Below are 20,862 nucleotides of genomic sequence, written 5' to 3'. Positions count from 1 at the left end.
AAGGGCGACCAGACGGTCGTCGGCTTCGAGATTCAGCGGCCCCGCCGGCCGCGCGGGGCTCCGCCACTTCCAACCCCTCCGCAGATCCAAACCCCCGGAGCACCCCCATGACCGCAGTCGATCCCACCGCCATCGAGGCCGGCCACAAGGAGGCAAGGCGCGCCCGCTGGTTCGCCCGCCTCGGCGTCGCCGACCGCTGGTTCCAGGTCCTCGGCCTGGCTTGGCTCACCCCGCTGATCAAGGCCGCCGCCGGCGACAACCCGCGCGCCCAGATGCGCGACGTCTGGCGTCTCTTGGGCGTGCCGCTCCTTGCCATCGCGGGCTTCCTCGCGCTCTGGGCGGCTCTGGCGCCGCAGGTGCAGACTTCGCTCGGCGCGATCCCCGGACCGGGGCAGGTCTGGCAGGAGGCGGTCGGGCTGCACGAGGACGCCGTCCGCACCTCCGAGAAGAAGGCCCGCTTCGAGGAGCAGGTGGCCATGCGCAACGAGCGCCTGGTGGAGCAGGGGCGCGCCGATGAGGTCAAGGACATCGCCTTCACCGGCTCGCCCTCCTATTACGACCAGATCGGCACCTCCATCGTGACCGTGTTCTTCGGGTTTCTGGTGGCGAGCGCCGTGGCGATCCCGCTAGGCATCCTCGCGGGCCTCTCGGCCACCGCCAATGCCGCCCTCAATCCGCTGATCCAGATCTTCAAACCGGTCTCGCCGCTGGCCTGGCTGCCGATCGTCACCATGGTGGTCTCGGCCGTCACCGCCACCGAAGGTGGGCTTTTCGCCAAGTCGTTCCTCGTCTCGGCGATCACAGTGACGCTGTGCTCGCTCTGGCCGACGCTGATCAACACCGCGCTCGGCGTCGCACAGGTCGATCGCGATCTCGTCAACGTCTCCAAGGTGCTCAAGATGAGCCCGCGCGCCAAGATCACCAAGCTGGTGCTGCCCTCGGCGCTGCCGCTGATCTTCACCGGGCTTCGCCTGAGCTTGGGCGTGGGCTGGATGGTGCTGATCGCCGCGGAGATGCTGGCGCAGAATCCCGGCCTTGGAAAGTTCGTCTGGGATGAATTCCAGAACGGCTCGTCGTCGTCGCTGGCGCGGATCATCGTCGCGGTGCTGACCATCGGCATCATCGGCTTCCTGCTCGACCGGGTGATGTTCGCGCTGCAATCGCTCTTCACCTACGCTCCGAACCGGTGATCGCCATGACCAGCATCCTTTCATTCGAAAACGTCGCCAAGGGTTTCGGCGAGGGCAAGTCGCGCAAGGACGTGCTTCGGGCCATCGATCTCGACGTGGCCGAGGGCGAGTTCGTGGCGATCCTCGGCTTCTCGGGCAGCGGCAAGTCGACGCTGATGAACCTGATGGCCGGTCTGGTGACGCCCGACCAAGGCACCGTCACCTTCAAGGGCATGCCCGTCACCGGCCCCGGCCCCGAGCGCGGGCTGGTGTTCCAAAGCTACTCCTTGATGCCGTGGCTCACGGTGGCGGGCAATGTCATGCTCGCGGTCGAGGCGGTGCATCCCGAACTGTCGAAATCCGACAAGGCCGCCAAGGCGCAGCGCTACATCGAGATGGTGGGGCTGGGGCACGCCACGACACGTCGCCCGGCCGAGCTGTCTGGCGGCATGCGCCAGCGCGTCTCGGTCGCCCGCGCGCTTGCCATGGAGCCCGAAGTGTTGCTCCTCGATGAGCCGCTCTCGGCGCTCGACGCGCTGACGCGGGCCAACCTCGCCGACGAGATCCTCGAGATCTGGGAACGCGAGCGCACCACCTGCGTGCTGATCACCAACGACGTAGACGAGGCGATCCTGCTCGCCGACCGGATCGTGCCGCTCAATCCCGACGGCACCTTGGGCGCGGCCGTGAATGTCGCGCTGCCGCGTCCGCGCGACCGCGGCGCGATGAACTCGGACCCTGCCTTCAAGGCGCTGCGCGCGCAGGTCACGGGCTATCTCATGGATGTCGGCATCAAGGCCCGCGTCGAGGGCACGCGCCGCCTGCCGGACATCCGCCCCGTTCACGACCGGACCCGCGACCTTCCCGCCGCGCAGAAGGCGGCGCAAGAGGGGCTGATCGAGGAGCGCTTCCTCGATTTCTCCCAGCTTCACAAGGTCTATCCGACCCCTAAGGGGCCGCTCACGGTGGTCGAGGACTTCAATCTCAAGATGAACCGGGGCGAGTTCATCTCGCTGATCGGCCATTCGGGCTGCGGCAAGTCCACCGTGCTGACGATGGCCGCCGGTCTCAACGAGATCTCGAAGGGCGCGATCAAGCTCGACGGCCGCCATGTCGAGGGGGCCGATCCCGAACGCGCCGTGGTGTTCCAGAGCCCGTCTTTGTTCCCCTGGCTCACCGCGCGCGAGAACGTCGCCGTGGGGGTCGACCGGGTCTATCCGCGCGCCTCGCAATCCGAGCGGCAGGAGGTGGTCGAGCATTACCTCGAACGCGTGGGTCTCGGGAACGCGATGGACCGGATGGCCTCCGAGATGTCGAACGGCATGCGCCAGCGTGTCGGCATCGCCCGCGCCTTCGCGCTGAGCCCCAAGCTGCTGCTGCTCGACGAGCCTTTCGGGATGCTCGACTCGCTCACCCGCTGGGAGCTTCAGGAGGTCCTCATGGATGTATGGGACCGCACCAAGACCACGGCAGTCTGCGTCACCCATGACGTCGACGAGGCGATCCTTCTGGCCGACCGGGTGGTGATGATGACCAACGGTCCGCGCGCCACCATCGGCAAGATCGTCGACGTGAACCTGCCGCGCCCGCGCACCCGCAAGGCGCTCTTGGAGCATGCGGACTACTACCATTACCGGCAGGAGGTGCTCGATTTCCTTGAGGAATACGAGCACGGCCGCGACCCTCGCAAGAAATCGGCGCCCAGCGCCATCGCAGCGGAGTGACCGCCATGACCCAGAAACTCGTCGTCATCGGCGCCGGCATGGCCTCGGGCCGGATGCTGGAAAGCCTGATCGAAAGCGATCCCGCAGCCTACGACATCACCCTCTTCAACGCCGAGCCGCGCGGCAACTACAACCGGCTGATGCTCTCTCCCGTCCTGTCGGGCGAAAAGACCTATGCCGAGATCGTCACCCATGACGATGCTTGGTATGAGGCTCACGGCATCACCTGCCGCTTCGGCGAGCGGGTGGTCGAGATCGACCGGGCGCGCAAGATCGTCGTCGGCGAGAAGGGCGAGGTGCCTTACGACAAGCTCGTCGTCGCGACCGGCTCCGACCCGTTCATGATCCCGCTGCCGGGCCACGACCTCGAAGGCGTGATCCCCTACCGCGATCTCGAAGACACCGAGCGGATGATGGGCCTCTCGGCCAAGCCGGACGCGAAAGCGGTGGTCATCGGCGGTGGCCTGCTGGGGCTGGAGGCGGCGGCGGGCATGGCCGCGCATGGCGTCGACGTGACCGTGGTGCACATCATGGGGCACCTGATGGAGCGCCAGCTCGACGAGGCGGCGGGGTATCTCCTGCGCCGCGCACTGACCGACAAGGGCATCAAGGTGATGTGCGCGGCCAACTCCAAGGAGATCCTGGGCAAGAACGGCCATGTGAAGGCGCTCATGCTCGATGACGGCACCGAGCTGCCCTGCGATCTTCTGGTGATGGCGGTGGGCATTCGTCCCAGCGTGGCGCTCGCCAAATCCGCCGGGCTCGCGGTCGGGCGCGGCGTGCATGTCGACGACCGGATGATCACCTCCGATCCGGACGTGCTCGCCCTTGGCGAATGCGTCGAGCATGATGGCGCGGTGTTCGGCCTCGTGGCACCTCTCTACGATCAGGCCAAGGTGCTGGCCGAGACGCTTCTGAAGCGTGAGGCCGCCTTCCGGCCCAAGGAAGTGGCGACCAAGCTCAAGGTCACGGGCTGCGACCTGTTCTCGGCAGGCGATTTCGCCGAAGGGGAGGGCCGCGAGGACATCGTGTTCCGCGACCCGGCGCGCGGCGTTTACAAGCGCCTCGTGCTCGAAGGCGAGCGGCTGATCGGCGCTGTAATGTACGGCGACACCGCTGACGGCGCGTGGTTCCACGGGCTGATCAAGGACCGCGAGGACGTCTCGGAAATGCGCGAGACGCTGATCTTCGGGCCTGCCTTCCAGGGGGGCGCCTCGGCGGACCCTATGGCGGCCGTTGCAGCCTTACCGGCTGACGCAGAGATCTGCGGCTGCAACGGCGTGTGCAAGGGCCGGATCGTGGAGGCCGTCGAGGGCGGTGCCACGACCATCGAAGGCGTCCGCGCCGTCACCAAGGCATCGGGCTCCTGCGGCACCTGCACCGGGCTGGTCGAGCAGGTCATGGCGCTCTCCTTGGGCGACGATTTCGTCATGCCCACGGCCAAGCCGGTCTGCGGCTGCACCGACCTCACCCACGAGGACGTCCGCCGCCTGATCAAGGCGCAGGAACTGAAATCCCAACCCGCCGTCTGGCAGGAGCTGGGCTGGAGTACGCCGAATGGCTGCCATGTCTGCCGCCCGGCGGTGAACTACTACCTGCTGGCCGACTGGCCGCTCGAATATCAGGACGATCCGCAGTCGCGTTTCGTCAACGAACGCAACCACGCCAACATCCAGAAGGACGGCACCTATAGCGTGGTGCCGCGCATGTGGGGCGGGCTGACCAATCCGCGCGAACTTCGCGCCATCGCCGACGCCGCCGACAAATACGGCGTGCCGACCGTCAAGGTGACGGGGGGCCAGCGCATCGACCTTCTGGGCGTGAAGAAGGAGGATCTGCCCGCGATGTGGGCCGATCTGAACGAGGCGGGGCTCGTGTCGGGACACGCCTATTCCAAGGGGCTGCGCACGGTGAAGACCTGCGTCGGGCGCGAGCATTGCCGCTTTGGCACACAGGACAGCACCGGGCTGGGCGTGAAGCTTGAAAAGCGGCTCTGGGGGTCGTGGACGCCGCACAAGGTCAAGCTCGGCGTCTCTGGCTGCCCGCGCAACTGCGCCGAGGCGACCTGCAAGGATCTCGGGATCATCTGCGTGGACAGCGGCTTCGAGATCGGCGTCGGCGGGGCCGCAGGCATGGATCTCAAGGAGATCCAGCCGCTGGTGAAGGTTGCCACCGAGGCAGAGGCCGAGGAATGGTCGGTTGCTTTCGTGCAGCTCTACCGCGAGCACGCCAAGTATCTCGACCGGCCCTACAAATGGATCGCCAAGGTCGGAATGGACTGGGTGCGCGAGGCGCTTCTGGACGATGCCGAGCGCGCGGCCCTCGTGGCGCGCTTCGACCTGAGCCAGACGATCTATCAAAAGGACCCATGGGCCGAGCGGGCCGAACCGGCGCAGGCCCGCCGCTTCCAGCCGCTGGCCGATCTCACGCTGGAGGCTGCGGAATGAACTGGATTGATGTGGGCGCTCTCGACGACATCCCGCTGCGCGGCTCGCGGCTGGTGAAGACGCCCGTGGGCTGCGTGGCGCTGTTTCGCACGGGCGATCGGGAGGTCTTCGCCGCCTCCGACCGCTGCCCGCACAAGGGCGGGCCGCTGTCGGAGGGCATCGTGCATGGGCGCGCCGTGACCTGCCCGCTGCACAACTGGGTGTTCAGCCTCGAGACCGGCGAGGCGCAGGGCGCGGATGAAGGCTCCATTCCGACCTATCCGCTGCGGGTTGAAAACGGGCGGATCCTGCTCGACGGCGACGCGGTGGGCCGCAGGGCGGCGGCATGACCGGGCCCGCGCATCTCTCCGCGCAGCCGGGCGAGATCCGCACCACCTGCGCCTATTGCGGCGTGGGCTGTGGGGTGCTCGCCAAGCCGGACGGACAGGGCGATCTGACGGTGCGCGGCGACCCGGATCACCCGGCCAATCGCGGGCGGCTCTGCTCCAAGGGCACGGCGCTGGGCGAGACGGTGGGCCATGAGGACCGGCTTTTGCATCCGATGATCGGTGGGGCGCGGACCGATTGGGACACGGCGCTGGGCCATGTCGCCGACCGGTTCCGCGAGACCATCGCCCGGCACGGCCCCCACAGCGTCGCCTTCTACGTCTCGGGGCAGATGACGACCGAAGATTACTACGTCGCCAACAAGCTGATGAAGGGCTTCATCGGTTCGGCCAACATCGACACCAATTCACGGCTCTGCATGGCCTCGACAGTGGCGGGCCACAAGCGCGCCTTCGGCACCGACACCGTGCCCGGCACCTACGAGGATCTGGAGCTTGCCGATCTCGTGGTGCTGACCGGATCGAACCTCGCATGGTGCCACCCGGTGCTCCATCAGCGCATCGCGGCGGCCAAGGCGGCGCGGCCCGGGATGCGGGTGGTCGTCATCGACCCGCGCCGCACCGCGACCTGCGACATCGCCGATCTGCACCTGCCGCTGGCGGCGGGCTCGGACGTGGCGCTGTTCAATGCGCTGTTGGCAAGGATCGACGCGCGCGGCGCGCGCGATACCCGCTTCGCGCGCCACCTTGACGGGATGGAGGAGGCGCTGGCCGCCGCCCATGCCGAGGACGTCTCGGTTACCGGGCTGAGTGCGGCGCAGATCGACGCCTTTTGCGACATGTGGATCGGCACCGAGAAGGTCGTCACCGTGTTCAGCCAGGGCGTGAACCAGTCGAGCGCGGGCACCGACAAGGTGGGCGCCATCATCAACTGCCACCTCGCCACGGGGCGCATCGGACGGCCCGGCATGGGGCCGTTTTCGGTCACCGGGCAGCCCAACGCCATGGGCGGCCGCGAGGTCGGTGGGCTGGCCAACACGCTGGCCTGCCATCTCGACATCGAGAACCCCGCGCACCGCGCCGCGGTGCAGGGCTTCTGGGCCGCGCCCGCGATGCCCGACAGGCCCGGTCTCAAGGCCGTCGACATGTTCCGCGCGGTGGAGCGCAGCGACATCAAGGCGATCTGGATCATCTGCACCAACCCCGCCGTTTCCATGCCCGAGGCCGACCGGGTGCGCGATGCCATCGCGGGCTGCGACTTCGTAGCGGTGAGCGACATCACTGCGAGCACCGATACCGCGCGGCTGGCGCATGTGCTCCTGCCCGCCGCAGGCTGGGGCGAGCGCGACGGCACGGTGACCAATTCCGACCGCACCATCAGCCGACAGCGCAAGCTGCTCGATGCGCCGGGCGAGGCGCGGCCCGACTGGGCGATCCTCGCCGAAGTGGGGCGGCGCATGGGATGGGCCGCCGCCTTCGATTGGGAGACCCCGGCCGAAGTGCTGCGCGAGTACGCGGCGCTGTCGGGCATCGCCGGGCGCTTCGGGCGCGACTTCGACATCTCAGCCTCGCCGATCTCGACGCCGCCGCTTACGACGCGCTTGCCCCGCAGCGCTGGCCGATCGCGGCGGCGCAGCAAGGCGGGCGCTTTTTCGGTGACGGGCGGTTCTTCACCCCGACCGGGCGGGGCCGGATGATCGCCGTTCACGCCGCGCCACCCAAGGCGAAGCTCACGCCCGAGCATCCGTTCAGGCTCAACACCGGGCGCATCCGTGATCAGTGGCACACCATGACCCGCTCGGGCCGCTCGGCCCGGCTCAACCGGCACATGGGCGAGCCGTTTCTGGAGATCCACCCCGAGGATGCGCGCGCGCTTGGCCTCGCCCCTGCGAGCCTCGCCGAGCTGCGCGGGCAGGGGGCAAGGGCCGTGCTGCGCGTGCTGGTGAGCGAACGGGCGAGACGCGGCGAGGTTTTCGCTCCGATCCATTGGAGCGGGGAGACCGCGCCCACGGGGCGCATCGACGCGGTGGTAGGGCCCCATGTCGATCCGCATTCGGGCCAGCCCGAGGCCAAGGCGGCGGCGGTTTCGGTCGCGCCGTTTGCGGCCAAGTGGTTCGGATTCGCCGTCTCGACGGCGCTGCCCGCGCCCAAGGCCGATTACTGGGCGCGCGCGCGCTCCGAGCAGGGCTGGCGGTTGGAGCTGGCCGGGGCAGAAACCCCCGAAGACTGGGAGGCCGAGGCGCGCGCGCTGTTCGGACTGCCAGAGGCGCGGCTGACGCGGGTGAGCGATTCCGCCCGCGGGATCGAGCGGTTGGCGTTCCACGAGGACGGGCGGCTGGTCGCGGCGCTCTTCGTGTCGCCGCGCCCCGTCGCGGTCTCGCGCGAGCATCTGGCGTCGCTTCTGGGGGGCGAGGGCGCGCAGGCGCTCAGCGGTCGGCCCGGTGCCGACATGCCCGATCCCGGCCCGGTGCTCTGCGCCTGTCTGGGCGTCGGGGTGAACACGATCCTGTCCGCGATCGAGAGCGGCGCGGCGCTCAGCGTCGAGGCGATTGGCGCGGCACTTGGGGCGGGGACGAATTGCGGCTCCTGCCGACCCGAAATCGCGGCCCTTCTGGCCAATGCGCGGATGCGCGAGGCGGCGGAGTAGAACGGACGGGGCTGCCGCGCGGCCCCGTCTCGGTTCAGGCGGCGCGCAGCCGCGCGGGCATCAACCCGGTTTCATCCATCGACACGGCGCGGCCCTCGCGGATCGACATCTGCGCGGCGATCCCCATGGCCACGGCGGCCCAACCATCCTCGAGCGTTACCTCGGCCCGGGCGCGCTGGCCGCGCACCAGCTCAAGAAACCGCGCATGCTGATAAAAGGTCGAGCCGTTGTGATCGCCCGCCTCCAGAAGCGCCGGATCGACCGGGATCTCGCGGATCTCGGGGCCCTTGGGCGCGCGCGGGCTGACGATGAGTTGCGGCACCGGCGGCGCGCCCAGATGTTCGGGCCAGAACCGGCCCGGCCCCGGCACCAGCGCCTCGATCCGCGCCTGCGGGCCGACCGCCGTCACCTCCTCTTGGTAGCGCGCGCTTCGGCGAACATGCACAGTTCCAGCATCGCCCGGCCGCCGCGCGCGAAATCGACGATGACATAGCCGTTGTCGAGCACGTCGGGCGCCACGCCCTCGTAATTCTCGTCTTGATGGTTCACCGCCTGGCTGCCGGAGGCCATGACGCGCACCGGCTCGTCGCCCAGCGTCAGCCGCATCAGGTCGAAGAAGTGGCAGCATTTTTCGACGAAGGTGCCGCCCGTGTAGCGGTTGAAGCGGTTCCAGCCGCCGACCTTGTGCAGGAAGGGAAATCGATGCTCGCGGATGGTGAGCATGCGGATGCCCCCCGTCGCCGCCTGCGCCTCCTTGAGGAAGGCTGCGATGGGCGGCATGTAGCGATATTCCATCGCCACCCACACCGGTGCGGGATAGCTGTCGCGGAAGGCCGCGAGCCGTGCCGTTTCGGCCGGGTCGGTGAAAAGCGGCTTCTCGACGAGGACCGGCAGCGGTCGCGTGCGGGCGATCTCCTCCATCTGCTCGAGGTGGCGGAAATTGGGGCTGGCGATCAGCAGGCAGTCGAGCCCTTCGGTCGCCATGAGGTCGGCAACGGAAGAGCAAAGCCGTGCCCCGGGGGCCAGCGCCTGCGCCTGCATCGCCATCTCGGCGTCGGGCTCGAAAATCGCGGAGACGCGCGTGCCCGGCAGCAGCGCGATGTTGCGCAGATGCTCCTGTCCCATCATGCCGCAGCCGATGATGCCGTAATTGGTGACCGTAGTCATGTGACCTCCCTCAGATCAGGCGCTGCACGTAATGGGCGCGCGCCGTGTCGAACCATGTGCGCGAGAACTCGACCGGCGCCGGGCCTTGGGCCCAGCTCAGCCGCTCGATATATCCGGTGACGGTGCCGGGGCGCAGCGTGAAGGCCGCGGGCGCCCAATGCGGCACCTCCCCGATGGTGACCCGATCCTCGGCGCGGGTGATCCAGAAGCCGAGATGGGTCTTGTAGTAGAGGTAGAGCGAATCCGCGAGCCTGCCGGGATCGATCGCCCCCGCCGCGCCGTCGAGCCAGATCTCCTCGACCGCGATGATCGTGTCGTTGAGGCGGCGCAGGCGGCGGATCCGCGTGGCGTCGGACGCGGCGCCGAAGCCGGGCAGGTCGGCGGGCTTTTCGATCCGCGCGAGATCGAGCACCTCGGCGCGGGGCAGGCCGCCGCCCTCGGGCAGCTCGAGCCGGAACATCGAGTAGACGCTCTCGGCCTGCGCGTTGCGCCGCACGTAATTGCCCGACCCCTGCACCCGCTCCAGCATGCCTTTTTCCGACAGCTCGGAAAGCGCCTTCCTGAGCGTGCGCACCGAGGTGCCCAGACGTTGCGCGAAGTCGCGTTCGGGCGGCAGCCGCTCGCCCTCGACCAGCCGACCGGAGGCGATCTCGCGCACGAGAAGTTCGCTGATCTGCTGGTGCAACGGCAGGGCGGCAGGCGCTTCGGGCATCTGGCAAAAATCTCGCGGTCAAAATTGATGCACCATTGATTTGCATTTGCCGGGCTGTTACGCAAGTGGAAATCGCACGCTTGGAGGAGCCCCCGCATGACCGTCGTCCCTATCACCTCGCCCGATCTCGACGCGGTCGAGGTGTCATGGTTCGCAGCGCTCTGCTCGGATGATTACCGGCTCTTGGGCAAACCCGAAGGCGACCTGCGCTCGTCCTGGGCGCATTGCTCGGAGATCGTGAAAACCGCCGAAGCCCAGGGCTTTCGCAATATCCTGTGCCCCTCCTCCTACCAGGTCGGGCAGGACACGCTGAGCTTCGTCGCGGGCTGTGCGCCGATCACTTCGAAGATCAATCTGCTGGCCGCGATCCGCTGTGGTGAGATGCAGCCGATCATGCTGGCGCGCACCGTCGCCACGCTCGATCACATGCTGGAAGGGCGCCTGACGCTCAATGTCATTTCCTCGGACTTTCCGGGCGAAAAGGCCGAGAGCAAGTTCCGCTACCAGCGCTCGCGCGAGGTGGTCGAGATCCTCAAGCAGGCATGGACGCAGGACGAGATCAACTACAAGGGCGAGGTCTATGATTTCGAGGGTCTGACCACCGACCCGGCCAAACCTTATCAGGAAGGCGGCCCGCTCCTCTATTTCGGCGGCTACTCGCCTGATGCGCTGGATCTGTGCGGCCAGCATTGCGATGTCTACCTGATGTGGCCCGAAAAGAAGGAAGACCTCGCCGAGCGGATGCGGGCGGTGCATTCCGTGGCCGAGAAGTACGACCGCACGCTCGATTACGGCCTGCGGGTCCATGTGATCGTCCGCGACACCGAGGCCGAGGCGCGCGAATACGCGCAGCACCTCGTCTCCGAGCTCGATGACGAGCAGGGACGCACGATCCGCGAGCGCGCGCTCGACGCAACCTCGCTCGGCGTGTCGCATCAGGCGCGCAACCGCGAACTCGCGGACATGGAGGGTTTCATCGAGCCGAACCTGTGGACCGGCGTCGGCCGGGCGCGCTCGGGCTGCGGTGCGGCGCTGGTGGGATCGACCGACCAAGTCTATTCGAAGCTTGAGGAATACAGGAAGATGGGCATGCGGGCCTTCATCCTTTCGGGATATCCGCATATCGACGAGGCCAAGCATTTCGGCGCCCGCGTGCTGCCGATGATGAAGACCTGCTCGCTGCCCGAGGCCTATGGCCGGGTGCCGAGCCAGACACCGAAGACGCCGCTGGGCGCAGGAGAACGCCGCTGATGAACCGGATCGAGATTTCCAAGGATGTCGCGCTGAGCCGCCTGGTCTATGGCATGTGGCGCATCGCCGACGACACCGACACCTCGCCCGCCCATGTGCGCGCCAAGATCGATGCCTGTCTCGAACAGGGCATCACCACGATGGATCAGGCCGACATCTATGGCGGTTACGGCGCCGAGGCGGTGCTGGGGGTGGCCCTCAAGGAAGACCCCTCGCTGCGCGAGCGGATCGAGATCGTCAGCAAATGCGGCATCGTCGCGCCCATGGGCCGGCACTCGGACAAGAGGGTCAAGCATTACGACACCTCGCGCGCCTATATTGAACAGGCGGTCGAAACGAGCCTGCGCGACATGGGCACCGAGTATCTCGACCTTCTGCTGATCCACCGCCCCGACCCGATGATGGATCACCGCGAGACCGGCGCCGCGCTCGACGCGCTGGTGGCCTCCGGCAAGGTCCGGTCGGTGGGCGTGTCGAACTTCCGTCCCTGGGACGTGGAGCTGCTGGAATCCGCGATGGAGACGCCGCTCTCCACCAACCAGATCGAGATCTCGCTCAAGGAGCTGTCGCCCTTCACCAATGGCGATCTTGCCTATCACCAGCGTCGGGGCATCCCGCTGATGGCGTGGTCACCCCTGGGCGGCGGTGATCTGATGACCGGGCAGGGACCGGTGGCCGAGCGGCTTGATGCGATAGCAAAGGCGCAGGGCGTCGACCGCGCCGCCGTCGCGGTGGCCTTCCTGCTGGCGCATCCGGCGGGCATCCTGCCGGTGCTGGGCACCAACAACGTCGAGCGGATCGCGAAGATCTCCGACGCGTTGAAGGTCTCTCTCGACCGGCAGGACTGGTACACGCTCTACGAGGCCGGGCTCGGCACCGAAGTGCCATGAGCGCGGCGGCCGAGATCCCCGGCTTCGTGCCGGACGCGGAGAACACGCGACTTCTGCGCGATGCCTTCGGCCGCTTTGCCACCGGCGTCACCATCGTCACGGTGGCGGGCGAGGATGGCCCCGTGGCGATCACCGCCAACAGCTTTTCGAGCCTGTCGCTCGATCCGCCGCTGGTGCTGTGGTCGCCCGACCGCAAGTCGCGCCGCTTCGGGCATTTTGCCCATGCGACGCATTACGTGATCCACGTGCTGGCCGCCGAGCAGGCGGACCTGTGCTTCGGCGTGTCCAAGGACGCGTGGAAGCTGGGCGAGCACGATCTGGAGCTCAACGCCCAAGGCGTGCCGGTGATCCCCGGCGCGCTGGCCCGCTTCGACTGCACGCGAGAGGTCACGCATGACGGCGGCGACCACGTGATCGTCGTGGGCCGGGTCGATCGTTGCGAGATGCGCGACGGCACGCCGCTCGTCTTCTATGCAGGCAAGACCGTGCGGATCGCGCAGGACTGAGACATCGCCGCATCCTGGGGAGGAGCGGCCACCCGAAAGGGAAGGGGAGAGGAATGGGAGGAGTTCTGGCCGTGCTGGGGCCGCTCGGGCGGCTCAATGCGGCGCTCTGCACCGCGGGCCGCGCAATCGGCGTCGTGGCCATCGCCGTGATGGTGGCGGTGACGCTGCTGCAGGTCGTCATGCGCTACGTGTTCAACAACGCGCTGCCCTGGCCCGACGAGGCGGCGCGCTTTTGCATGCTGTGGATGACCGGGCTGATGGCACCGACCGCGCTGCGCCATGGCGGCTTCGTCGCCATCGACAGCCTGCTGATGGCACTGCCGGTGCGGCTCTCGGCCTTCCTGTCGCTGATCCTGCTTTCCATCGCCATGCTGGTGCTGGTGATGGGGCTGACCATCGGCTGGGCCGAGGTGAACGGGCTCGGCGGGCGCTTCGACACCGCGTCACTGTATCTGCCGACCTCGTGGGGGCTCGACAGCTGGTACCGCATTCCGCGCAGCTGGATGATGCTGTCTCTCGTGGTGGGCTTCGCGATGCTGATCCTCGTCAATCTCGAGCTGATGATCCGCGCCTTCATGGGCCTGATCGGCGCCGCCGACCGGCTGCCCATGGTCCGCAATCCCGTTCTGGGGAGCGCCGAATAATGCTGGTCCTGTTCCTTCCGGTCTTCCTGTTCTTCTTGATGGTCGGCCTGCCGGTCTTCTTCGGGCTGCTGTTCGCGCCGGGCATCCTCTTGTGGCTCAACGGGCAGGAGCGCGACATCACGCTGCTCTACCGCAACCTCTACAACGGCATGGACAGCTTTCCGCTGATGGCGATCCCGTTCTTCATGCTCGCGGGCGAGCTGATGAACCGCGGCGGCATCACGCTGCGCCTCGTGGAGTTCAGCCAAGCTCTGATGGGGCATTTCCGCGGCGGTCTCGCGCATGTGAACATCCTGTCGTCCATGCTCTTCGCGGGGCTGTCTGGGTCGGCCGTGGCCGACACCTCGGCGCTGGGCTCGATGCTGATCCCGGCGATGGAAAAGCAGGGCTATACCCGCCGCTTCGCGGCTGCGATCACTGCCGCGTCATCGGTGATCGGCCCGATCATCCCGCCTTCGGGCATCATGATCATCTATGCCTATGTCATGGGCGAGAGCGTGGCCGCGCTGTTCCTTGCGGGCATTGTGCCGGGCATCCTCGTGGGGCTCGGGCTGATGGTGCTGGTGAAGTTGATGGCCGACCGCTACGACTTTCCTGTCGCCTCGCGCCGCCACACATGGGCCGAGCGCGGGCAGGCCTCGCTCAAGGCGTTCTTCCCGCTGATGACCCCTGTCATCATCCTCGGCGGCATCCTCACCGGCGTCTTCACCCCGACCGAGGCCGCCGCCGTCGCCGTGGCCTATGCGCTGATCATCGGGATCTTCGTGCTGCGCACGCTCAAGATCTCGGAGTTGGGCGACGTGCTTTCCAAGGCGGGCATCACCTCCGCCGTGGTGCTGTTGCTGGTGGGTGCCGCGATGTCGTTCAAGACGGTGGTGTCGCTCTCCCACGCGCCGGAGCTTCTGGCCGACTTCATCCTGACCCTGACCGAGAACCCGCTCTTGCTGCTGTTTCTAATCAACCTGCTGCTGTTCGCGGTGGGCATGTTCCTCGACGCGGGCCCGGCGATCATCATCCTCGGGCCGATCCTGGGGCCGGTCTTCACTTCTCTGGGCGTCGACTCGGTGCATTTCGCGATCATCATGTGCGTGAACCTGACCGTGGGGCTGGCGACACCGCCGATGGGCCTCGTGCTCTTTGTCGCGGCCTCGGTTTCGGGCGAAAAGGTCGAGACGATCTCGAAGGCGATCCTGCCCTTCCTCGCGGTCGAGATATTCGTGATCATGCTGATCACATTCGTGCCCGAGATTTCCATGACGATCCCGCGCCTGACGGGCTTCGCCGACTGAACGACAAGAAGATGAGCAACAGGGAGGACACCATGCTCGCGAACACCTTCAAGGCTGCCGGTCTGGCCGCACTCATGGCCGGCACCGCGCTGCCGGTCATGGCCCAGGACATCACCCTGCGCGCCACCGCCAATTCGAACGAGAACGACGAGGATTACGACGGCTCGTGGTCTTTAAGAACTATGTCGAGGCGGCGTCGAACGGCGCCATCGAGGTCGAGATCTTCATGGGCACGCAGCTGTGCTCGAACGGCGCGGAATGCCTGCAGGGCGTGGCCGACGGCTCGATCGACGTCTACATCTCGACCTCTGGCGGTGCCTCGGGGCTGTTTCCCTACGTGCAGGTGCTCGATCTGCCTTACGTGATGGCCGATGACCGCGTGGCCGAGGCCGTGCTGTCGGGCGACTTCACCCGCACCATGCGCGACATGGCACTGTCGGATTCGGGCGACGCGATCCGGCTGATGACCATCGGCAACACCGGCGGCTGGCGCAACTTCGCCAACACCCAGCGCCGCATCGCCCAGCCCTCGGACATCGAAGGGCTGAAGATCCGCACCGTGGTCGCCGACCTGCCGCAGGAGCTGGTGCGCGCGCTGGGCGCCTCGCCGACGCCGATCCCGTGGCCGGAGCTCTTCACCTCACTGCAGACCGGCGTGGTCGAGGGCACCAAGAACGGCATCACCGACATCATGTCGATGAAGTTCCCCGATGCGGGCCTGCAATACGTCACGCTCGACGGCCACGCCTACATGGGCGCGCTGTGGTGGATGTCCAACCAGCGGTTCCAGGAGCTGCCCGACGACATGAAGCGCGTCGTGGTCGATGGCTTCTACCAGCTGCAGCAGGCGACCTTCGCCTCGCCCAAGCGCAAGTCGATCCAGGCCTATGAGGATTTCGTGGCCGGCGGCGGCGATCTCTACGTGCCGACCCCTGACGAGAAGGCCGCCTTCGCCGAGGCCGCCCAGCCGGTCTATGAGTGGTTCACCGCCAATGTCGAAGGCGGACAGGAGATCTACGACGCGCTGACCTCCGCCGTGGCCGAGGCCGAGACCGATCTTGAGACCGCCCGCGCCGCCGACATGGAGTGACGCGGCGCTGAGACCACGGCCGGGGGGCCTCCCCCGGCCATCGCGCCCGCGCCCCGGATCGCTCCGGGGGCGGGCGTCCTTCCGAACAATCCGATGCCTTCCCCAACCGGGCCGCCGCCCGGGCACCTCCCTTTGTCGTCAGGAGCCGCCATGACCCGTCTTGCCGAGCAGACCCGGACCCTGTTTCCGGGTCTTGCCCTCGCGGTGCTGGTGGCGATGGCGGCGCAGTTCCTGTCCGAGCATTACGGCGCGCCCGCGATGCTGATGGCGATCCTTTTGGGCATCGCGTTGCAGTTCCTGTCGGAAGAGCCGCGTTCGGCCCCCGGCATCGGCTTCGCCTCGCGCACGCTCTTGCGCATCGGCGTGGCGCTGTTGGGCGTGCGGATCAGCGTCGGCATGGTGCAGGAGTTGGGGCTGGGGCTCTTCGCGCTCATCGTCGGCGGCGTCTTCGCCACCATCGGCGCATCGCTTGCCTTTGCCTGGGCCACCGGGCGCGACCGGCTCTTCGCCTTCCTGTCGGGTGGCGCGGTGGCGATCTGCGGCGCGTCGGCGGCCATGGCGATCGCCAGCGTCCTGCCCCGACGCGAGGAGGGCGAGCGCGATCTCATCTTCACCGTGGTCTCGGTGACGATGCTCTCGACGCTGGCGATGATCGCCTATCCGATCCTCGCGGCAAAACTCGGATATGACGCGCGCCAGACCGGCGTATTCCTGGGCGGCACGATCCACGACGTGGCGCAGGTGGTGGGGGCGGGCTACTCGGTCTCCGAGGAGACGGGGGACATCGCGACGCTGGTCAAGCTGATCCGTGTGACCATGCTGGCCCCGATCGTGCTGGTGGCCGCCCTCGTGATGCGCCGCCGCGCGCCCGTCGGGGCGGCCCGGCCGCCGCTGGTGCCGGGCTTCGTGCTGGGCTTTCTGACGCTGGCCGCGCTCAACTCGATGCAGCTTCTGCCCGGCTGGAGCATCGAGGCGCTGAGTGCTGTGTCGCGCTGGGCGCTGCTGACCGCCATCGCCGCCGTCGGCATGAAGACATCCCTGAAGAAGCTGCTCGATGTCGGCGGTCGCGCCATCGCGCTCCTTACTGCGCAAACCGCATTCCTCGCGCTGTTCCTCGGGCTCGGCATGGCGCTGATCGGCTAGGCGGTAATACTTGTTGACCAGTTTTTAGGCGACGTTAAGGTTTCCCTTGCGTAAAGTGAGGGAGGACATGATGCGTATTTCCAGAATGATGGCCGCGCTTTTGATGGCGACGGCCCTGCCGATGACGGCTCTGGCCCAGAGCGATGACAGCTTGGCCAAGATGCGGGAGTTCCGGACCACCGGAACATCGCTCGACATACCTCAGATCGACCAGAAGGGAGAGACCGCTGATCGCCTGCGCGGGATACTCGAAGACATCGAGATGCCCGAAGGCTTCGAGATCGACCTCTTCGCCGTGGTGCCCGACGCGCGCCACATGGCGCTCGGCAACTCGGTCCCGGTGGTCTTCGTCGGCACCCGCAAGGACAAGTTCTGGGCGGTGACCGATCGCGACGGCGACCGCGTCGCGGACGAGGTCAAGGAATTCGCGCCCGCGCTCGATCTCGCTGTGCCGAACGGCCCCTGCATGACGCCTGACGGCTTTCTCGTGCTGGCGGAGCACAACCGCGTGCTGATGTTCCCGGCGGCCGAGTTCTTCTATGAATCGCCGGACGTGGCGGTGGCCGAGGTGGTGCCGCAGGGCGAGCTGATCCCGGTCGAGGAGGAGAGCTTCAACCACGGCGCGCGCGTCTGCGACATCGGCCCCGACGGCATGCTCTACATCTCGATGGGCCAGCCGCACAACGTGCCACCTGCCGAGAAGATGGATCTCTACAACGAGGTCGGCATGGGCGGCATCATCCGGCTCAACACCGACGGCTCGGGCCGCGAGGTCTACGCACGCGGGATCCGAAATTCGGTCGGCATGGACTTCAACCCCGCCAATGACGAGTTGTGGTTCACCGACAACCAGGTCGACGGCATGGGCGACGACATTCCGCCGGGCGAAATGAACCGGATCACCGCATCCGGCCAGAATTTCGGCTTTCCATGGTATGGCGGCGGCACGACACGCACCAATGAATACATGGACGCGGAGATCCCCGCGGACGTGGTGAACCCCGAGGCCGAGTACACCGCCCATGCCGCCGATCTGGGCATGGCGTTCTACGGTGCCGACGCCTTCCCGGCCAAGTACCATGGCGGCATCTTCTCGGCGCAGCACGGCTCGTGGAACCGCACCACCCCCGTGGCGCGCGGGTGATGTTCACCCCCGTGGGCGAGGATGGCAGCGCGGGCGAGCCCGAGGTCTTTGCCGAGGGCTGGCTGACCGAGAACGGTGAATACTTGGGGCGGCCCGTCGACGTCGCCATCATGAAGGACGGCTCGCTGCTCGTGTCGGACGACTTCGCGGGCGCGATCTACCGGATTTCCTATAGCGGATCCGAGGGCGGGCAGCCCGAGGACAGCGGCATGGAAGCCGAAGAGGCCGGCATGGGAAACATGGACATGGAGACCATGGAAGAGAACATGGAAGACATGGGCATGGAGGGCTCACCGGACGAGATGGGCATGGAGCACATGGAGACCGAGAGCGAGGAGACCGAAACCTCGAACTGAGACCCGATCCCCCACGGGCGCGCCGCGGCTGTGGGGGTCCTTCATCCCGGAGATCCGAATGAGACCGATCCAATGCGCGGCGATCCTTGCCGCGTCTCTGCTCGCGGCGCCCATGGCGCATGCGGGCGACCCGCAGCTCGGCAAGCAGGCGGCGGGTGCCTGCGCCGCCTGCCATGGCCGCGACGGCATCGCCATGGCGCCCGACGCGCCCAATCTCGCGGGGCAGCCCGAGAGCTATCTCGTCGAGCAGTTCCTGGCCTATCGGTCCGGGGAACGCGCGCACGAGCAGATGACGCTGATCGCGCAGAGCGTTGACGAGGCCGAGATCGAGGATATCGCGGCCTATTTCGCAGCGATCGAAATCACCGCGACGGTGCCGGACGCGCTGAGGTGAACCTCAAGGCGCGGTGCCGCCCGTCTCGGGGAAGGCATCGCGCCAACGGGCCTGGAACAGCGCGCGCTTGTGTGCATCAAGCGCGATCAGAAGCGCAGGCGTGAGCGCGATGGGGCGTTGCAGCGTCTCGGTCGCCTCGCCAAGCTCCAACGCCGTGCCGTCCTCGCTCTCCATCCGTACGATCAGGAGGGCCGCTTCGAGCGCGCGGCGGCCTTCGGCCGAGAGCAGGAAATCAACGAACTGCGCCGCGCCGCGCGATTGCCCGGCCTCGCGCGGGATCATCGCGGCGCGCGACAGCACGAGGGTGTAGTCCTGCGGTGCGACGACGCCGAGGCGCGGGTCGCGCCGCGCCCGCGCCAGCGCGTAGGAGCCCAGCACGTTGTAGGCCACGCGGTATCGCCCCTCGGCCACCCCGTCGATGATCTCGGCCGAACAGCAGGTGGCCACCGAGCCCGAGCGCCCGAAGCTTTCCATCAGCCCGCCGAAGGTCGTGGCCTCGGTCGAATCCGCGAAGGCGAAGAGAAACCCGAGACCCGACCGCTCGATGTCATAGGTGGCGACGCGGCCACGAAACGGGCTTTCGGTCGGGCGCAGCAGGTCCAGAAGGTCGAAGCGCGAATGCGGGACCTGCGCGGGTGGCACCAGGTCGCGGTTGTAGACCATGACGGCAGGCTCGCGGGTGACGCCCCACAGCTCGTCGCGCCAGATCAGCGCATCGGGCAGGGCGGCGGTGAAGGCCGAGCGGTGCGGTCTGGCGCAGCCTCGTTCACCAGATCGACCATCTGGTGCACCGCCGAGGAGATCACCAGATCCGCGCCCGCCCGCCCCCGGGCACAATCGTCGCCCTGCAACCGGTAGAGCGCGTTGGAGCCCCATTGCTCGTAGCGGATCGCGATGTTCGGGCGGGTTTCGAGGAACGTCTCGACCACCGGTCCCAGCACCGCGATGTCGGTGGTCGAGCGCAGCCGCAGCGTTTCGGTCGCGGTGCCGGACCCGAAATCGCGCGTCAGTTCCTGCGCGCGGGCGGGGGCGGCGAGCAGCAGGAGCGCCATGAGCGTCGCGCGGATCATGCGCCCGCCCGTGGCAGGCGCAGGGCCGCTTCGAACCCGCCCTCGCACGGCCCGAGGACGAGCGCGCCGCCATGGCTCTGTGCGACCTCTCGCGCAATGGCGAGGCCGAGCCCCGCCCCCCCCGGCGCATGGGCGGCGAAGCGCGCGCCCATTCCCGCGAGGATCGCGGGCGCGGGCCCCGGTCCCGCGTCATGGGCAAAGAGCCGGGCCATGCCGTCTTCGCGCGCGACGCCGACGCGGATCGGCGCGCGGCCATGCGACAGCGCGTTGGCGGCGAGGTTCTTGCCCGCCTCGACCAGCGACATTGCGTCGCCGCGCACCACCACCGGGGCGGGCGGCAGGTCGAGCCGGATCGCGGCCCCGCCCGGCGCATCCTCAAGCGCCTCGTAGATCTCGAGAGCCACGTCGCGCAGGTCGATCGCGCTGCGCGGCGCGGTGTCGGTGCGGTGGATCGTCATCGCCCGGTCGAGCATCCGGTCCAGAAGCCGTGACAGCCCGACGCTGCGATCGTGGATCCGCGCGAGCAGCCGGGCGCGGCGCTCGGGGTCGGTCTCTTCCTGCGCGTCCTGCGCCTGCGCGCGGATCGCAGCCACTGGGGTGCGCAGCTGGTGCGCCGCGTCGCCGATCAGGTTGCGGCTTGCCGCCGCCTGCCGGTCGAGCCGCCCCATGAAGCCGTTGAGCGCGCCGAGCATGGGCGCGATCTCGGACGGCATCGGCAGGGTGATCGGCGTGAGATCGGTCGGATCGCGGCGCGCCAGCGCCCGGCCCAGCCGCTGCAGCGGCCTGAGCGCCGAGAGCGTCGCAAGCCAGGCGAACAGGCCGATGACGAGCCCGGCGGCGGCGAGCACCGCCAAGGCCCCGCCCGCGACTGTCCGCCGCGCCAGCGCCCGGCG

15 protein-coding genes and 4 pseudogenes are annotated in these 20,862 nt (G+C 67.9%); 14 read left to right on the top strand and 5 right to left on the bottom strand.

Annotated elements, in window-relative coordinates:
• Window positions 1-107 precede the first annotated feature (107 nt).
• The 5 genes and pseudogenes from MBELCI_RS15395 (at window position 108) to MBELCI_RS15375 (ending at window position 8,313) form a co-directional block, all read left to right on the top strand.
• Window positions 108-1,190, top strand: coding sequence for an ABC transporter permease (locus tag MBELCI_RS15395; RefSeq protein ID WP_021695177.1), 1,083 nt, complete (start codon window positions 108-110; stop codon window positions 1,188-1,190).
• Between the two features lie 5 nt (window positions 1,191-1,195).
• Window positions 1,196-2,893, top strand: coding sequence for an ABC transporter ATP-binding protein (locus MBELCI_RS15390; protein WP_045320294.1), 1,698 nt, complete (start codon window positions 1,196-1,198; stop codon window positions 2,891-2,893).
• Between the two features lie 5 nt (window positions 2,894-2,898).
• Window positions 2,899-5,340 carry a nitrite reductase large subunit NirB gene (gene nirB / locus MBELCI_RS15385; RefSeq protein ID WP_021695175.1) on the top strand — a complete coding sequence of 814 codons (2,442 nt, stop codon included), beginning with the start codon at window positions 2,899-2,901 and terminating at the stop codon, window positions 5,338-5,340.
• Window positions 5,337-5,669: a nitrite reductase small subunit NirD gene (nirD, locus tag MBELCI_RS15380; RefSeq protein ID WP_021695174.1), complete on the top strand. Its 333-nt coding sequence runs from the start codon at window positions 5,337-5,339 to the stop codon at window positions 5,667-5,669. The genes nirB and nirD overlap by 4 nt, the downstream gene beginning before the upstream one ends.
• Window positions 5,666-8,313: pseudogene (locus MBELCI_RS15375) on the top strand (molybdopterin-dependent oxidoreductase). The gene nirD and the pseudogene MBELCI_RS15375 overlap by 4 nt, the downstream one beginning before the upstream one ends.
• A gap of 34 nt (window positions 8,314-8,347) precedes the next feature.
• Here MBELCI_RS15375 and MBELCI_RS15370 read toward each other — a convergent pair.
• Together MBELCI_RS15370 and MBELCI_RS15365 are read right to left on the bottom strand one after the other, a co-directional pair.
• Window positions 8,348-9,480: pseudogene (locus MBELCI_RS15370) on the bottom strand (Gfo/Idh/MocA family protein).
• A 10-nt stretch (window positions 9,481-9,490) separates the two neighbouring features.
• Window positions 9,491-10,192 carry a GntR family transcriptional regulator gene (locus MBELCI_RS15365; protein ID WP_021695171.1) on the bottom strand — a complete coding sequence of 234 codons (702 nt, stop codon included), beginning with the start codon at window positions 10,190-10,192 and terminating at the stop codon, window positions 9,491-9,493.
• A gap of 96 nt (window positions 10,193-10,288) precedes the next feature.
• Here MBELCI_RS15365 and MBELCI_RS15360 point away from each other — a divergent pair, with 96 nt between their 5' ends.
• The 9 genes and pseudogenes from MBELCI_RS15360 to MBELCI_RS15320 all read left to right on the top strand — a co-directional run bounded on the left by MBELCI_RS15360 (window position 10,289) and on the right by MBELCI_RS15320 (window position 18,899).
• A complete protein-coding gene (locus tag MBELCI_RS15360; protein WP_021695170.1) occupies window positions 10,289-11,443 on the top strand; it encodes an LLM class flavin-dependent oxidoreductase in 1,155 nt (384 codons plus the stop codon).
• Window positions 11,443-12,333, top strand: a complete 891-nt coding sequence (locus MBELCI_RS15355; RefSeq protein ID WP_021695169.1) for an aldo/keto reductase — start codon at window positions 11,443-11,445, stop codon at window positions 12,331-12,333. The genes MBELCI_RS15360 and MBELCI_RS15355 overlap by 1 nt, the downstream gene beginning before the upstream one ends.
• Entirely contained in the window at window positions 12,330-12,839 is a 510-nt protein-coding gene (locus MBELCI_RS15350; protein ID WP_021695168.1) for a flavin reductase family protein, read from the top strand. Before MBELCI_RS15355 ends, MBELCI_RS15350 begins: the two co-directional genes overlap by 4 nt.
• Window positions 12,840-12,892: 53 nt before the next feature.
• Window positions 12,893-13,483: a TRAP transporter small permease gene (locus MBELCI_RS15345; RefSeq protein WP_045320293.1), complete on the top strand. Its 591-nt coding sequence runs from the start codon at window positions 12,893-12,895 to the stop codon at window positions 13,481-13,483.
• Window positions 13,483-14,772, top strand: coding sequence for a TRAP transporter large permease (locus MBELCI_RS15340; protein ID WP_021695166.1), 1,290 nt, complete (start codon window positions 13,483-13,485; stop codon window positions 14,770-14,772). The genes MBELCI_RS15345 and MBELCI_RS15340 overlap by 1 nt, the downstream gene beginning before the upstream one ends.
• A gap of 32 nt (window positions 14,773-14,804) precedes the next feature.
• Window positions 14,805-15,862 (top strand): annotated as a pseudogene (locus MBELCI_RS15335) (TRAP transporter substrate-binding protein).
• 150 nt (window positions 15,863-16,012) lie between these two features.
• The gene (locus tag MBELCI_RS15330) at window positions 16,013-17,005 is read left to right on the top strand and encodes a YeiH family protein (protein ID WP_021695164.1); all 993 of its coding nucleotides are present in this window, start codon (window positions 16,013-16,015) and stop codon (window positions 17,003-17,005) included.
• A 67-nt stretch (window positions 17,006-17,072) separates the two neighbouring features.
• A pseudogene (locus MBELCI_RS15325) lies at window positions 17,073-18,322 on the top strand (PQQ-dependent sugar dehydrogenase); the annotation flags it as partial.
• A gap of 241 nt (window positions 18,323-18,563) precedes the next feature.
• Window positions 18,564-18,899 (top strand): c-type cytochrome, encoded by a 336-nt coding sequence (locus MBELCI_RS15320; RefSeq protein WP_021695162.1) that lies wholly within the window; start codon window positions 18,564-18,566, stop codon window positions 18,897-18,899.
• Window positions 18,900-18,902: 3 nt separating this feature from the next.
• Here MBELCI_RS15320 and MBELCI_RS22745 read toward each other — a convergent pair whose 3' ends face one another.
• From MBELCI_RS22745 to MBELCI_RS15310, 3 genes are all read right to left on the bottom strand, one after another.
• Complete coding sequence (locus MBELCI_RS22745; protein WP_021695161.1) at window positions 18,903-19,562, bottom strand: ABC transporter substrate-binding protein; 660 nt, start codon at window positions 19,560-19,562, stop codon at window positions 18,903-18,905.
• Window positions 19,563-19,606: 44 nt separating this feature from the next.
• Window positions 19,607-19,969 carry a sensor protein gene (locus MBELCI_RS22740; protein WP_021695160.1) on the bottom strand — a complete coding sequence of 121 codons (363 nt, stop codon included), beginning with the start codon at window positions 19,967-19,969 and terminating at the stop codon, window positions 19,607-19,609.
• Window positions 19,966-20,862 (bottom strand): sensor histidine kinase (locus tag MBELCI_RS15310; protein WP_045320292.1); only part of this gene is annotated, 897 nt, incomplete at its 5' end. The genes MBELCI_RS22740 and MBELCI_RS15310, both read right to left, overlap by 4 nt.

The organism is Limimaricola cinnabarinus LL-001 (assembly GCF_000466965.1).
Lineage (GTDB): Bacteria > Pseudomonadota > Alphaproteobacteria > Rhodobacterales > Rhodobacteraceae > Limimaricola > Limimaricola cinnabarinus.
This window is presented reverse-complemented; position numbering and strand designations above follow the sequence as displayed.

Excerpts from the sequence above, each read along its gene's own strand:
- MBELCI_RS15395 (WP_021695177.1), top strand. The coding sequence starts at position 108 with ATGACCGCAGTCGATCCCACCGCCATCGAGGCCGGCCACAAGGAGGCA.
- MBELCI_RS15390 (WP_045320294.1), top strand. The coding sequence starts at position 1,196 with ATGACCAGCATCCTTTCATTCGAAAACGTCGCCAAGGGTTTCGGCGAG.
- nirB (WP_021695175.1), top strand. The coding sequence starts at position 2,899 with ATGACCCAGAAACTCGTCGTCATCGGCGCCGGCATGGCCTCGGGCCGG.
- nirD (WP_021695174.1), top strand. The coding sequence starts at position 5,337 with ATGAACTGGATTGATGTGGGCGCTCTCGACGACATCCCGCTGCGCGGC.
- MBELCI_RS15365 (WP_021695171.1), bottom strand. The coding sequence starts at position 10,192 with ATGCCCGAAGCGCCTGCCGCCCTGCCGTTGCACCAGCAGATCAGCGAA.
- MBELCI_RS15360 (WP_021695170.1), top strand. The coding sequence starts at position 10,289 with ATGACCGTCGTCCCTATCACCTCGCCCGATCTCGACGCGGTCGAGGTG.
- MBELCI_RS15355 (WP_021695169.1), top strand. The coding sequence starts at position 11,443 with ATGAACCGGATCGAGATTTCCAAGGATGTCGCGCTGAGCCGCCTGGTC.
- MBELCI_RS15350 (WP_021695168.1), top strand. The coding sequence starts at position 12,330 with ATGAGCGCGGCGGCCGAGATCCCCGGCTTCGTGCCGGACGCGGAGAAC.
- MBELCI_RS15345 (WP_045320293.1), top strand. The coding sequence starts at position 12,893 with ATGGGAGGAGTTCTGGCCGTGCTGGGGCCGCTCGGGCGGCTCAATGCG.
- MBELCI_RS15340 (WP_021695166.1), top strand. The coding sequence starts at position 13,483 with ATGCTGGTCCTGTTCCTTCCGGTCTTCCTGTTCTTCTTGATGGTCGGC.
- MBELCI_RS15330 (WP_021695164.1), top strand. The coding sequence starts at position 16,013 with ATGACCCGTCTTGCCGAGCAGACCCGGACCCTGTTTCCGGGTCTTGCC.
- MBELCI_RS15320 (WP_021695162.1), top strand. The coding sequence starts at position 18,564 with ATGAGACCGATCCAATGCGCGGCGATCCTTGCCGCGTCTCTGCTCGCG.
- MBELCI_RS22745 (WP_021695161.1), bottom strand. The coding sequence starts at position 19,562 with ATGGTCTACAACCGCGACCTGGTGCCACCCGCGCAGGTCCCGCATTCG.
- MBELCI_RS22740 (WP_021695160.1), bottom strand. The coding sequence starts at position 19,969 with ATGATCCGCGCGACGCTCATGGCGCTCCTGCTGCTCGCCGCCCCCGCC.